This window comes from Serratia sp. JSRIV002, from assembly GCF_019968725.1.
Lineage (GTDB): Bacteria > Pseudomonadota > Gammaproteobacteria > Enterobacterales > Enterobacteriaceae > Chania > Chania fonticola_B.
The window spans coordinates 1,031,792-1,044,504 of the sequence record NZ_CP074143.1 but is presented as its reverse complement, the minus strand read 5'-3'; the positions used below and the strand labels follow the sequence as shown (position 1 = coordinate 1,044,504).

At 56.3% G+C, this 12,713-nt stretch carries 11 protein-coding genes; 4 read left to right on the top strand and 7 right to left on the bottom strand.

Translation table 11 applies throughout. From position 1 onward, the window contains the following. Positions 1 to 88: 88 nt before the first annotated feature. Genes cysC through cysG form a run of 4 tightly spaced genes read right to left on the bottom strand, consistent with a single transcriptional unit; the run spans position 89 to position 4,500 of the window. On the bottom strand, positions 89 to 706 hold the full coding sequence (gene cysC / locus KGP26_RS04770) for an adenylyl-sulfate kinase (protein WP_223498900.1): 618 nt from the start codon (positions 704 to 706) through the stop codon (positions 89 to 91). A gap of 1 nt (position 707) precedes the next feature. Further along, positions 708 to 2,138 (bottom strand): sulfate adenylyltransferase subunit CysN, encoded by a 1,431-nt coding sequence (gene cysN, locus KGP26_RS04765; RefSeq protein WP_059199796.1) that lies wholly within the window; start codon positions 2,136 to 2,138, stop codon positions 708 to 710. Between the two features lie 12 nt (positions 2,139 to 2,150). Beyond that, positions 2,151 to 3,059, bottom strand: coding sequence for a sulfate adenylyltransferase subunit CysD (cysD, locus tag KGP26_RS04760; RefSeq protein WP_024485711.1), 909 nt, complete (start codon positions 3,057 to 3,059; stop codon positions 2,151 to 2,153). 10 nt (positions 3,060 to 3,069) lie between these two features. Then, entirely contained in the window at positions 3,070 to 4,500 is a 1,431-nt protein-coding gene (gene cysG / locus KGP26_RS04755; protein ID WP_223665094.1) for a siroheme synthase CysG, read from the bottom strand. Positions 4,501 to 4,842: 342 nt separating this feature from the next. Between cysG and KGP26_RS04750 the strand changes: the two genes are divergently transcribed. The 3 genes from KGP26_RS04750 to KGP26_RS04740 all read left to right on the top strand — a co-directional run bounded on the left by KGP26_RS04750 (position 4,843) and on the right by KGP26_RS04740 (position 6,624). Further along, entirely contained in the window at positions 4,843 to 5,925 is a 1,083-nt protein-coding gene (locus KGP26_RS04750; RefSeq protein ID WP_223498899.1) for an aminopeptidase, read from the top strand. A gap of 83 nt (positions 5,926 to 6,008) precedes the next feature. Continuing rightward, positions 6,009 to 6,284: a hypothetical protein gene (locus KGP26_RS04745; RefSeq protein ID WP_024485708.1), complete on the top strand. Its 276-nt coding sequence runs from the start codon at positions 6,009 to 6,011 to the stop codon at positions 6,282 to 6,284. A 13-nt stretch (positions 6,285 to 6,297) separates the two neighbouring features. Continuing rightward, positions 6,298 to 6,624 carry a type II toxin-antitoxin system RelE/ParE family toxin gene (locus KGP26_RS04740; RefSeq protein ID WP_223498898.1) on the top strand — a complete coding sequence of 109 codons (327 nt, stop codon included), beginning with the start codon at positions 6,298 to 6,300 and terminating at the stop codon, positions 6,622 to 6,624. A 51-nt stretch (positions 6,625 to 6,675) separates the two neighbouring features. On the opposite strand, the gene cysH is transcribed toward KGP26_RS04740, so the two are convergent. After that, positions 6,676 to 7,410, bottom strand: a complete 735-nt coding sequence (cysH, locus tag KGP26_RS04735; RefSeq protein ID WP_179248794.1) for a phosphoadenosine phosphosulfate reductase — start codon at positions 7,408 to 7,410, stop codon at positions 6,676 to 6,678. 223 nt (positions 7,411 to 7,633) lie between these two features. Between cysH and KGP26_RS04730 the strand changes: the two genes are divergently transcribed. Then, entirely contained in the window at positions 7,634 to 8,725 is a 1,092-nt protein-coding gene (locus KGP26_RS04730; RefSeq protein ID WP_223664561.1) for an IS4 family transposase, read from the top strand. A gap of 137 nt (positions 8,726 to 8,862) precedes the next feature. On the opposite strand, the gene cysI is transcribed toward KGP26_RS04730, so the two are convergent. Together cysI and cysJ are read right to left on the bottom strand one after the other, a co-directional pair. Next, complete coding sequence (cysI, locus tag KGP26_RS04725; protein WP_223665093.1) at positions 8,863 to 10,578, bottom strand: assimilatory sulfite reductase (NADPH) hemoprotein subunit; 1,716 nt, start codon at positions 10,576 to 10,578, stop codon at positions 8,863 to 8,865. Beyond that, complete coding sequence (gene cysJ / locus KGP26_RS04720; RefSeq protein ID WP_094982120.1) at positions 10,578 to 12,380, bottom strand: NADPH-dependent assimilatory sulfite reductase flavoprotein subunit; 1,803 nt, start codon at positions 12,378 to 12,380, stop codon at positions 10,578 to 10,580. Before cysJ ends, cysI begins: the two co-directional genes overlap by 1 nt. Between the last annotated feature and the right edge of the window lie 333 nt (positions 12,381 to 12,713).

Below are 12,713 nucleotides of genomic sequence, written 5' to 3'. Positions count from 1 at the left end.
AGCGTTCCCTGGTCTATTGGCTCGCTCTGCGGCGACTTGCTAGAGTAAAAAGCGCGTAGCTCGATCACGCCACGCGCTTTTTGCGAATTCAGGGTTTGATAATAGCCTGACCACGCAGCAGGTCTAACAATTGCGCGGTCAAATTTGTTACCAATTGTTCACCATTAAGCCGGATATCCGGCCGTTCCGGCGCCTCGTACACCGAATCGATACCGGTGAAATTACGCAGCTCACCGGCGCGGGCCTTTTTGTACAATCCTTTCGGATCGCGAGCCTCACAAATCGCCAGCGGGGTGTCGACAAACACTTCGATAAACTGTCCCTCGGCCAACATTTCCCGCACCATCTGCCGTTCGGCACGGTGCGGTGAGATAAACGCCGTCAACACCACCAGCCCAGCATCCACCATCAGCTTGGCCACTTCCCCCACCCGGCGGATATTCTCGCGCCGATCGTCGTCGGAGAACCCCAAGTCGCGGCACAGGCCGTGGCGCACATTGTCACCATCCAGCAGATAGGTACTGACCCCCAACTGATGCAGCGCCTGCTCCAGCGCGCCAGCCACGGTCGATTTCCCCGAACCAGACAGGCCGGTAAACCATAGCACCACACCCTGATGGCCGTTCGCTGTTTCACGCTCCGCACGCGTAACCGCATGCGGGTGCCACACAACGTTTTCGTCTTTCGCTAACTCAGCCTCGGCCACGTTAATTCCCCTTCAGCAGGTCACGCGCACCCCAGTGTGGGAAATGCTTGCGTACCAAGGCGTTCAGCTCCAGTTCAAAGGCGCTGAAATTGCCCGCCGCTGCCGGATTATCCTGCTGCAAGGCTTCGCGGATCAACCCCGCGCCAACCGTGACGTTGGTCAAACGATCGATAAAGATCAGGCCGCCGGTATCATGATTCTGTTGATAGCTGTCCAGCACCAGCGGTTCGTCGAAGGTCAGCTCCACCAGCCCAATGCCGTTCAGGGGCAACACGTCGGCCTGATGCTGCGCCAGCGAGTTGATCTCCACCTGATGGCGAATGCTCTCAACGCGGGCGCGAGTTTTCTTCCCGGCTACCTTGATGTCGTAGCTTTGGCCCGGTAACAACGGCTGTTCTGCCATCCATACCACGTCCGCCAAGGCGCTTTGCGTGGCCTGTAGGGTTTCGCTGGCATCCACCAGCAGGTCGCCCCGGCTGATGTCGACTTCATCTTTCAGCACCAGCGTGATCGCTTCACCCGGCCCCGCCTCCTGCAGATCGCCATCAAAGGTCACGATGCGCGCCACGGTGGATTCAACGCCAGACGGCAGCACCTTGATGCGCTGGCCCACGCGGACCACACCGGCAGACAAAGTCCCGGCATAACCGCGGAAATCGAGATTCGGGCGGTTGACGTATTGTACCGGGAAGCGCAGCGGCTGATGTTCACGCTCGCTGATGACATCCACACTTTCCAACACCTCCAACAGTGTCGGGCCGCTATACCAAGGCATCTGTATGCTCTGGCTAGCAACGTTGTCACCGTCCAGTGCCGACAACGGGACGAATTTAATCTCCAGGTCGTTGGGCAACTGCTCGGCGAAGCTCAGGTAATCCTGTTTGAACTGTTCAAACACCGCCTGGCTGTAATCCACCAGGTCCATTTTGTTCACCGCCACCACCAGGTGGCGAATACCGAGCAGCGTGGCGATAAAACTGTGGCGACGGGTCTGATCCAGCACGCCTTTGCGCGCATCGATCAGCAGGATCGCCAAGTCGCAGGTCGAGGCACCGGTAGCCATATTGCGGGTGTACTGCTCATGCCCCGGCGTATCGGCGATGATAAATTTGCGCTTTTCGGTCGAGAAATAGCGGTAGGCCACGTCGATGGTAATGCCCTGCTCACGTTCTGCCTGCAGGCCATCCACCAGCAAGGCCAGATCGAGCTTCTCCCCTTGGGTGCCGATGCGTTTACTGTCGGTATGCAGGGTTGAGAGCTGATCTTCGTAGATCTGGCGGGTATCGTGCAGCAAGCGGCCAATCAGGGTGCTTTTACCGTCGTCCACGCTGCCACAGGTCAGGAAACGTAGCAGGCTCTTGTGCTGCTGCGCGTGCAGGTAGGCTTCTACCCCGCCCTGTTCGGCGATTTGTTGTGCAATAACGTTGTTCATTCCGGCGGCTCCTTAGAAATACCCTTGGCGCTTTTTCAGCTCCATCGAACCGGACTGATCGCGGTCGATCATGCGGCCCTGACGTTCGCTGGTGGTAGAAACCAGCATTTCCTCGATGATCTCCGGCAGCGTCTGCGCAGAAGAATCCACCGCGCCGGTCAACGGCCAGCAGCCGAGGGTACGGAACCGCACCATACGCTGGCTGATCACCTCACCCGGTTGCAGATCGATACGATCGTCATCCACCATCATCAACATGCCGTCGCGTTCCACCACCGGGCGCGGTTTGGCCAGGTAGAGCGGCACGATGTCGATCTTCTCCAGGAAGATATATTGCCAGATATCCAGCTCGGTCCAGTTCGACAGCGGGAACACGCGGATGCTCTCGCCCTTGTTGATCTGGCCGTTATAGTTGTGCCACAGCTCCGGGCGCTGGTTTTTCGGATCCCAGCGGTGGAAGCGATCGCGGAAAGAATAGATGCGCTCTTTGGCGCGGGATTTCTCCTCGTCGCGGCGGGCACCACCGAAGGCGGCGTCAAAACCGTACTTGTTCAGCGCCTGCTTGAGGCCTTCGGTTTTCATGATATCGGTGTGCTTGGCGCTGCCGTGGACAAACGGGTTGATCCCCATAGCCACCCCTTCCGGGTTTTTGTGGATCAGCAGCTCGAAACCGTACTCTTTGGCGGTACGATCGCGGAATTGGTACATTTCGTTGAATTTCCAACCGGTATCCACATGCAGCAACGGAAACGGCAGCGTGCCCGGATAGAACGCCTTGCGTGCCAGATGCAGCATCACCGAGGAGTCTTTACCGATGGAATAGAGCATCACCGGATTGCCGAATTCGGCGGCCACTTCACGGATGATATGGATGCTCTCCGCCTCCAATTGCCGCAAATGAGTGAGTCGTTTTTGGTCCATAACAGATCCTTTAAGCCAAATTCACGACGGCCGGGCGCGCTGCCACTGCCGTCTGCGATTGATGCCCAAACCAGGCGATTTGATGGTGTAATTCCACCACTTCACCGATCACCAGCAGCGCCGGTAATGGGGCCTGCCGAGTTAATTGTTCCAGCAGTTGCAAGGTGCCAGTCTGCACCTGCTGATCGGCCCGCGTACCCCGGCTGATCACGGCGACTGGCGTGCTCGCATCACGGCCATGGGCAATCAGGTTGCGGCTGATATCCGCCGCCTTCATGGTGCCCATGTAGATCGCCAACGTCTGACGCGCCCGCGCCAGAGCAGGCCAATCCAAACCGTCGTCATCGTCACGGCAATGGCCGGTAATAAAGGTCACGCTTTGGGCGTGATCGCGGTGCGTTAGCGGAATACCGGCATAGGCCGTAGCCCCTGCTGCGGCGGTTACGCCCGGCACTACCTGGAAGGGGATCCCGGCAGCGGCGGCCACCTGTAACTCTTCGCCACCCCGGCCAAAGATAAAGGGATCGCCACCTTTTAACCGCACCACCCGCTTCCCTTGCTGCGCCAGTTCCACCAGCAGGCGATTGGTCTCTTCCTGGATCACCGAGTGCGCACCGGCGCGTTTGCCCACGCAGATACGTTCGGCGTCGCGACGCACCAAATCCAGCGTCTCTTCGCTCACCAGGTGATCGTAAAGCACCACGTCGGCCTGCTGCATCACCTGCAGCCCGCGTAGGGTCAACAAGCCGACATCGCCCGGGCCTGCCCCGACCAGTGCGATCTCACCTTGCGTCCCCTCATTACCCTGCGCAAAAGCCGTTAAATCCTGTTCCAACTGCTGCTGCGCCTGCTCCGTCTGGCCATTCGCCACCAACGTCGCGAAACGGCCGTTGAAGGTTTTCTCCCAGAAACGTCGTCTGGTCCCGATGGAAGCCAGCCGTTGCTTCACTTTGCCACGCAACCCTCCGGCCAGTTCCGCCATCTGCCCCAGGCTGGCGGGCAATAACGCTTCCAGCTTCTCACGTAACATCCGCGCCAATACCGGAGCTTGGCCGCTAGATGACACGGCCACCACCAACGGTGAGCGATCGATAATCGACGGGAAGATAAAGGAGCAGCGCGGTTGGTCATCCACTACGTTGGCCAGCACGCGGCGCTTATCCGCTTCGGCATACACCTCGGCGTTCAGCACGCTATCGTCGGTAGCGGCAATCACCAGAAAGACGTCGTCTAACTGCTGCGGCACAAAGTTCTGCCCCAGCCACTCAACGCGCCCTTGCAGGTGTTGGTGCTCCAGCTCTTCTGAGAGCGCCTGCGCCGCGATCCGCACCTGCGCCCCTGCGCGTAGCAGGAGGTCGACTTTGCGTGCAGCCACTTCGCCGCCGCCAACCACCAGCACAGGGCGGTGTTTCAGGTCGGCAAATATTGGTAGATAGTCCACAACGGCCTTTTCATATAACAGATTGATAGGGTGACTATACGGCGTGCGATTTGCCCCCTGAAATGACGAAAAGGCATGAGATGTTCTTAAAAGGAATAAGGCTGTTGGCATTGCGCCTAACTCGCTGTACGTAATGGGGTTACGGGTGCGAGTTAACAGAGCTTGCTTGATGTTGCCCGATGGTCAAACATGTTCCGCCCCAGACAGGGATAGCAGCGGTTTAACGGCGCGCACCCAAGACAAAAATAGGACGCGAAGAAATTGTCTTATCGGCGCTGGCGTCCCATACTAACTACCGCAAAAATAATCGGCATCACTGCTGTCAGAGAAGGATTTTTAGGTATGTTTTCCCGCTTGTGTCTGAGGGCAGGGCTGTTGTTAGTCGCTCTCGGCAGTGCTGTAAGCGTTTCGGCCGCTACCAAACCCGTAAAAGAAGCCCCGATGGGCCAGTTCGCCGCCAACCAGATCCGCCATATCGCTACCTACTTCCCCGGCCGCATGGCCGGCAGCCCGGCAGAATTACTGGCCGCAGACTACCTGAAACAGCAGTTTACCGAGATGGGCTACCCGGCTGATACCCGTACCTTTGACGCCCGTTATCTCTACACCAATAAAGACACCAGTGAAAACTGGCGCAAGATCAGCGTCACCTCGGTGATTGCGACCAAAAAGGGTGAGCGGCCCCAGCAGGTCATCATCATGGCGCACTTCGATACCTATACCCCGCTGAGCGACGATGAGGTGGACAATAACCTCGGTGGCCTGACGCTGCAGGGGGTCGATGACAATGCCTCCGGCGTGGGCGTGATGCTGGAGTTGGCCAACAGGCTGAAAAACATCCCCACCACCTATACCCTGCGCTTTGTGGCCATGAGTGGCGAAGAGCTGAAGTCAGTAGGCGCTAAAAACTACCTTGGCCGTATGACGCCGGAGGAACGCAAAAACACGCTACTGGTGATTAATCTCGATAGCCTGATCACCGGCGATCGCCTCTATTTCCACTCCGGGCGTAACACCGAGCCGGAAGTGGTGGCCCGATCCCGCGATCGTGCGCTGAGCATCGCCCACCGTTATGGTATTGAGGCGGCCATCAACCCAGGCAGCAAAGGTTTTCCAACTGGCACCGGTTGCTGTTCCGATCAGATCGTCTTCGATAACGCCAAAATTCCGGTGATGGCGGTAGAAGCCACCAACTGGTCGCTGGGGGATAAGGACGGCTATCAACAACGCGCCACCAGCCCTAGCTTCCCGCAAGGCATTACCTGGCATCGTCCGCAATACGACAATCTGCAATATCTGGAAACCCACCTGCCAGGGCGAATCGACAAGCGCAGCCGCGACAGCGTGCGGATCCTGTTACCGTTGGTAAAAGAATGGGTGCAGGCACATCCTGTCCCTGAGCCGAAAAAGAAAAAGAAGAAATAATTGGACGTAAAATCGAGTACAAATTTTGTACTCGACATCTCGGTTAAGTATACTGAGAGAAACCCGTATTCGAGAAAAAACTAATGAGTACGCACAAAACCTTATCGCAACAAGCGACACGAGAGAGTCTCGGTTCACCTGATAGTTTCAAAGGAGGTGTTTGGGTGACTAAAAATGGAACCGCAGAATTATTCGTCCAAACGGCCTTGGAACGACAAGAGGAATTGGCTGCCTGGGAACAGGAGCAGCAAACCCATGCACTGCTAAAACTGGTGCTGAAATCCAAGCAAGAAGTCGCCGAAGGGAAAGTCCTGACTCCTGATGAAGCATTAAAAAGGCTAAGGGCTGCAAGAGGTTAAGGAGTAACCAACCATGTATGAAGTGCGTCTGACCGAAACCGCATTTCAGTGCCTTGCCGATATAGAGTCGTTCAAAACAGCCACTATTGGTTCAGTGGATGCAGGACACTTTGTAGACCAATTGCTCTTGGAAGCTACTGCCACGTTGCGAGAAGATCCCAAGCGCTATCGTTTTAACGCCACTTTGGCTGATTATGGCTTAGGACTACGAGAACGTCTGGATAAACACGAATACCGGACGCTGTATGAAATCACCGGTCATACCTTCGACATCTTGCTGTTTTTGCATACCCGCCAAGATTTGACCCGCGCACTCAGACGTCACATGTTATTGAGCTAGAACTTAATTAGTCGGGCCCTCGCAGAACCCGGTTCGTTAACTATGCGCTCATCAACCTTCGTGCAGACCACACTCGCGCTTCAGGCCGAAGAAGCGGGTTTCTTCCTCGCTCATGCCTTCCTCCCATTTACGGGTGGTGTGGATATCGCCCACCGACAGGTAACCCTGATCCCACAGCGGGTGGTAGCTCAGCCCATGTTCGGTGAGATATTGGTAAATCTGGCGGTTATCCCAGTCGATGATCGGCAGGATCTTGAATACCCCACGCTGCACCGCCAGCACCGGCAGATTGGCACGGCTGCCCGATTGCTCACGGCGCAGGCCGGCAAACCAGGTTTGCGCACCTAGCGTTTCCAGCGCGCGGTTCATCGGCTCAACTTTATTGATTTGGTTGTACTGCTCAATACCCTCTACGCCCTGCTCCCACAGCTTGCCGTAACGCGCCTCTTGCCAGGCTGGTGAATGCTTGGCGCGGAATACCTGCAGGTTCAGGTTCAGTTGGTCGGCCAGTTGGTCGATAAACTGGTAGGTTTCTGGGAACAGGTAGCCGGTATCAGTCAGGATCACCGGGATATCTGGCTTGATGCGCGTGACCAGATGCAGACACACCGCCGCCTGAATACCAAAGCTGGAGGAAAGCACAAACTCCCCCGGCAGATGTTCCAACGCCCAGGCAACCCTCTCCTGTGCCGAAAGCTGTTCCAACTGGCCGTTGACGACCGCCAGTGCCAGCGCCTGCCCGGACTTCGGTAACGCGTTCAGCGCCGCCAGATCCAATTCAGCCATGATGCGATCTCCTGAAAGTGTTGATGTGGCCCCTCACCCTAACCCTCTCCCACAGGGCTGAGGTATCCCCAGAAAAAAATGAAAGGCACGATGAAGTGTGATCTACTGGTTGCGCTAACAAAACAGAAGAGACCTCATCGTGCCTTTACAAACAGTTTGCCAGAAATTTTTCTCCGCGTCTTTACGTGGTATCCATTCCTTTCGTATTAAGGGACTTACAGATATGGCCGCTGCACTCTGCAACGGCGCTGACCTGACGCTAACCAGCATCGGCCGCATGCTTCCAGGTAAGGCCCACGTCAAAAATAAAATCAAGCGAGCCGATCGAACCCTCGGTAATACCGCTCTTCATCGCGACCTGCCTCGCATCCAGCAACTGCTTACCGGTGCTATCACATCATTGATGCCGTTCTGCGTTATTGCTGTCGACTGGACTGGATGGCACGACAAAAACTGGCACTTGTTGCGAGCCAGCTTGATCTGTAATGGCCGTTCACTGCCGCTGATGAGCGAAGTCGTGCCTGCCAAACTGGCACAAAACAGTCAGGTACAGTGCGCCTTCCTTGACCGCCTGCACGCGGCCATTCCCGCTGGAAAGTCCGTCACGATAATCACGGATGCAGGCTTCAGAACTGACTGGTTCAGGCATATAAGCCAACTGGGTTGGTTTTTTACGGGCAGGGTCAAAGGTGTTATCTGCTTCCGTCCTGAAGGAAGCAAACACTGGATGAAAGTCAGTGAACTTCAGGCAGAAGCCAGCCCCCGGAAAGTCGGCAATGGTGTGCTTGCGCGTAAACCCAAACTCCCTTGCGGTGGCAGCCTTTATCTGCAAAAGCGTCCATCGGCAGGGCGGCATGGAAAAGGGACTGAGTCAAAAACAGAAAAAGAACATAGAAAAAGCGCGCAGGAACCGTGGCTACTGTTCAGCAACGTGGAAGGTCTGGAGCCCGCTCAGATAATGACACTCTATAGCCGTCGGATGCAGATAGAGCAAAACTTCCGCGATGAAAAGAGTCACCGCTTCGGGTATGGGATGAGGTATGGGCGGAGTCAGGGTAAAGGACGCCTGGAGGTGCTGAGTGTAGTGGCGGCCATGGCGAGCCTGGTGATGTGGCTGACGGGGTATATGGCAGAAAAGAAACAACTCCATCGCCATTATCAGGCCAATACGGTGAAAGACAGGAGAGTCCTGTCATATCTGAGGCTTGCCTGGGAGATATTACGAGACCGCCCCATAATAGTGAGAAGGATAAAAATAGTTAATGCGCTGAAAATATTAGGAAAGGAGTACAGTAATATGGTCATGGGATGTTGACCATATTACTGGGGATCACTCAGCCCACAGGGAGAGGGGACCGAAATGTGCCCTCGTCGGCATATCACTCTATACAGCGACCAAAAGGACCGGGGTAAGGAAGACTGGCTGCAGCGTAATAAATGCAGCCGTGCAAGTTATTCCCAGAAATCCTGCGCGGGATCCACCACCGGCCGGATAATCCCGGTACGCACGGTGAAATCGCCAAAACCTTCGCCAGCGGTGCGCTCTGTTGCCCAACGCCCTACCAGTTGGTCGATGGTTTGCAGGATTTCGTCTTCGTTAATATTTTCCCGATACATGCGCGGAATACGCGTCCCTTCACGGTTACCGCCCAAATGCAGGTTGTAACGGCCAATCGCTTTGCCCACCAGGCCAATCTCCGCCAGCAGCGCTCGGCCACAGCCGTTCGGGCAGCCGGTGATACGCAGCACTACGTGCTCATCCCCCACGCCATGCCGATGCATGATGCCTTCCACCTTGGTCACAAACTCCGGTAAGAAGCGCTCGGCCTCTGCCATCGCCAGTGGGCAGGTTGGGTAGGACACGCAGGCCATCGAATTCTTGCGCTGCTCGCTGATGCCATCGTCGATCAGGCCATGCTCGCGTGCCAGGGCTTCGATCTTCGCCTTTTCGCTTTCCGGTACGCCAGCCACGATCAGGTTTTGGTTGGCTGTCAGACGGAAATCACCCTGATGGATCTTGGCGATCTCGGCCACGCCGGTTTTCAACGGACGGCCTGGATAATCCAGCAGGCGACCGTTTTCAATAAACAGCGTCAGGTGCCACTGATTATCAACCCCTTTGACCCAGCCGATGCGATCGCCACGGCCGGTAAATTCGTACGGACGCACCGGCGCAAAGGTGATGCCAGCCCGCTTTTCTACCTCGGCGCGGAAGGTATCAACCCCCACCCGCTCCAGCGTATATTTGGTTTTGGCGTTCTTACGATCGGTGCGGTTGCCCCAGTCACGCTGGGTGGTCACTACCGCTTCAGCAACGGCCAGCGTGTGTTCCAGCGGAATATAGCCAAACTCACTCGCCGTACGCGCATAGGTTTTCTTGTTGCCATGCTCGATAGACAGGCCGCCGCCCACCAGCAAGTTAAAGCCCACCAGCTTGCCGTGTTCGGCAATCGCCACAAAGTTCATGTCGTTGGCGTGCAGATCCACATCGTTCTGCGGCGGGATCACCACCGTGGTTTTAAACTTGCGCGGCAGGTAAGTGGCCCCCAGGATCGGCTCTTCGTCCGTGGTCGCGACTTTTTCTTTATCCAGCCACACTTCGGCATAGGCACGGGTACGCGGCAGCAGGTGCTCGGAGATTTTCTTCGCCCATTCGTACGCTTCCTGATGCAGTTCCGACTCCACCGGATTCGAGGTGCAGAGTACGTTACGGTTCACGTCGTTAGCCGTCGCCAGCGCATCCAGCCCCAGGCGGTTCAGCAACTGGTGCACCGGTTTCACGTTACCTTTGACGATGCCATGGAACTGGAACGTCTGCCGGTTGGTGATACGGATGCTGCCGTACAGCGTGCTTTCCGCGGCAAATTTGTCGATCCCCAGCCACTGTTGCGGGGAAATAATCCCGCCTGGCAAGCGGCAGCGCAGCATCATGGCGTGGCGCGGCTCGAGTTTTTGTTCGGCACGTTCGGCGCGAATATCGCGATCGTCCTGTTGGTACATGCCGTGGAAACGGATCAGCAAGAAGTTATCGCCGGTAAAGCCGCCGGTCAGACCGTCTTGTAAATCTTCGGCAATGGTTCCGCGCAGGAAGTTACTCTCTTTCTTCAGACGCTCAGCATCGGTCAGTTTGCCTTCAACCACCAGAGGTCCAGGGTGTTTATCACTCATTAGTAAACGTCTCGCTGATAACGGCGCTCAAGGCGCAGCTCGCTTAAGAATTCGTCTGCCAGCTCGGTATCCATACCACCGTGCTCGGCCACCAGTGCTAACAATGTGTTTTCAACGTCTTTCGCCATGCGGTTGGCATCGCCACAGACATAGATGTGCGCGCCCTGCTGGATCCAGTTCCAGATTTCAGCGCCCTGCTCACGCAGCTTGTCCTGCACGTAAACCTTATGCTGTTGATCCCGTGACCAGGCCAGATCGATGCGGGTTAGCAGACCCTCTTTTACATAGCGCTGCCATTCAACCTGGTACAGGAAGTCTTCGGTAAAGTGCGGATTGCCGAAGAACAGCCAGTTCTTACCCCCGGCACCTTCCGCTTCACGTTGCTGCATAAAGGCGCGGAACGGGGCAATACCGGTACCTGGACCGATCATGATCACCGGCGTTTCCGGGTTGGCGGGCAAACGGAAGTTGTCGTTATGTTCGATAAACACCCGCAGTTCGCCTTCCTCTTCCAGACGATCGGCCAGGAAGCTGGAAGCCCCACCGGCACGGCTGCGGCCATCAATGTCGTAGCGCACCACGCCAACGGTGATGTGCACTTCGTTTTCATTCTCTGCCTGAGAGGAGGCGATGGAGTACAGGCGCGGCGTCAGCGGGCGCAGCAGGCTGAGTAACTGCTCTGCGTTCAGGTCGGCCGGAGCCTGGCGTACCATGTCCACAATCGGGGTGTTATGGGCGTAGTGTTGCAGTTTAGGCTTGTCAGCCAGCAGGCCAATCAGCTTTTCGTCTCGCGACAGCCCGGCATATTTTTCCACGATCGGCGTAGTGTTCTGCGTCAGTTCAAAGTGGCTACGCAAAGCTTCACGCAGCGACAGGGTTTGCCCCTCAACCTCGACCGGTTCGTCGCCTTTCAGCCACAGCAGTTGAACCAGCTCCTCCACCAGCGCCGGATCGTTATCAAACCATACGCCCAAGGCATCGCCCGGCTGATAGCGCAGGCCGGAATCGCCTAAATCGATCTCTATATGGCGCACATCTTTATCGGAAGCGCGGCCAGTGATCTTTTGCTTGGCCGCCAGTTGCGCGGTCAGTGGTTGTTCTTTGCTGTAGGGGCTGCTGTCCAACTGATCGACCGCACCGCTGGCCAATGCTGCCGGAGCACTGTTTTCCGCTGGTGCTCGAGCCTTCAGGACTTCCACCACCTGCTTGCGCCAGGCGATAGCCAGTTCCTGATAATCCACATCCGCATCGATGCGCTCCACCAGGCGCTCGGCCCCCAGCTCGGCCAGCTTGCTATCAAAGTCTTTGCCGGACTGGCAGAAATTCTCATAAGAGCTATCCCCCAGGCCAAACACCGCAAAGGCGGTTTCATTGAGTTTGGGGGCTTTTTTCGAATGCAGGAATTTGTGCAGCGCCACCGCTTCTTCCGCTGGCTCCCCTTCCCCTTGGGTGGAGGCGACCACCACCAGCAGACGCTCCTGGGCGATTTGCTTGAACTTGTAGTCACCGGCATTCACCAGGGTGACGCTCAGCTTCGCCGCCAGCAGATCGTCGCGTAGCTGTTCGGCCAGACGGCGTGCGTTACCGGTCTGGGAAGCAGAAATCAGGGTGATGCTGGCCGCAGGGGCCGCAGCAACCGGTGCTGAAGCCACGCTTCCCGGCTGCTGATTAACCCTGCCCCAGAAATAACCAGAGAGCCACGCCAGCTGCGTTGGGGAGTACCCGCCAATGACGGCCTGCAAACTCGAAAGCTGTTCGGGGGTCAGCGGGAGCAAAGATGTTGGAGGAACCTGAGTCGTCATCGCGGTACGGATATCCTATGCTTAGCCAGTGTCAGTCGCTGTAATTGTTGTTGTGTAATGTCCTGAAAAGACCAGGAGAGTTTGTAAGGTTACCGAGCGTCATTGCAACGATTAAATAAGGGATAGCAATAATTAATAACCAAAACGACTAAGCAGTTTTCCTGGTAAGGGATAGTGGCTAAATCGTTAGATGTTTATTTTTAATTCATTGTTATTTAATGAGTTAATTTCTCAAAGTTTGAATGACTCGCATTTGAGGTGGATAACGTCCCCCTATCGGCTCAATCCCGCCCAAATAAAAAATGCCAGCAGCGCTACATGCTGCGCCCCTGG

Bases quoted from the DNA above. Each gene is read 5' to 3' on its own strand.
- cysN (WP_059199796.1), bottom strand. From the start codon at position 2,138: ATGAACAACGTTATTGCACAACAAATCGCCGAACAGGGCGGGGTAGAA.
- cysD (WP_024485711.1), bottom strand. From the start codon at position 3,059: ATGGACCAAAAACGACTCACTCATTTGCGGCAATTGGAGGCGGAGAGC.
- KGP26_RS04750 (WP_223498899.1), top strand. From the start codon at position 4,843: ATGTTTTCCCGCTTGTGTCTGAGGGCAGGGCTGTTGTTAGTCGCTCTC.
- KGP26_RS04745 (WP_024485708.1), top strand. From the start codon at position 6,009: ATGAGTACGCACAAAACCTTATCGCAACAAGCGACACGAGAGAGTCTC.
- KGP26_RS04740 (WP_223498898.1), top strand. From the start codon at position 6,298: ATGTATGAAGTGCGTCTGACCGAAACCGCATTTCAGTGCCTTGCCGAT.
- cysH (WP_179248794.1), bottom strand. From the start codon at position 7,410: ATGGCTGAATTGGATCTGGCGGCGCTGAACGCGTTACCGAAGTCCGGG.
- KGP26_RS04730 (WP_223664561.1), top strand. From the start codon at position 7,634: ATGGCCGCTGCACTCTGCAACGGCGCTGACCTGACGCTAACCAGCATC.
- cysI (WP_223665093.1), bottom strand. From the start codon at position 10,578: ATGAGTGATAAACACCCTGGACCTCTGGTGGTTGAAGGCAAACTGACC.
- cysJ (WP_094982120.1), bottom strand. From the start codon at position 12,380: ATGACGACTCAGGTTCCTCCAACATCTTTGCTCCCGCTGACCCCCGAA.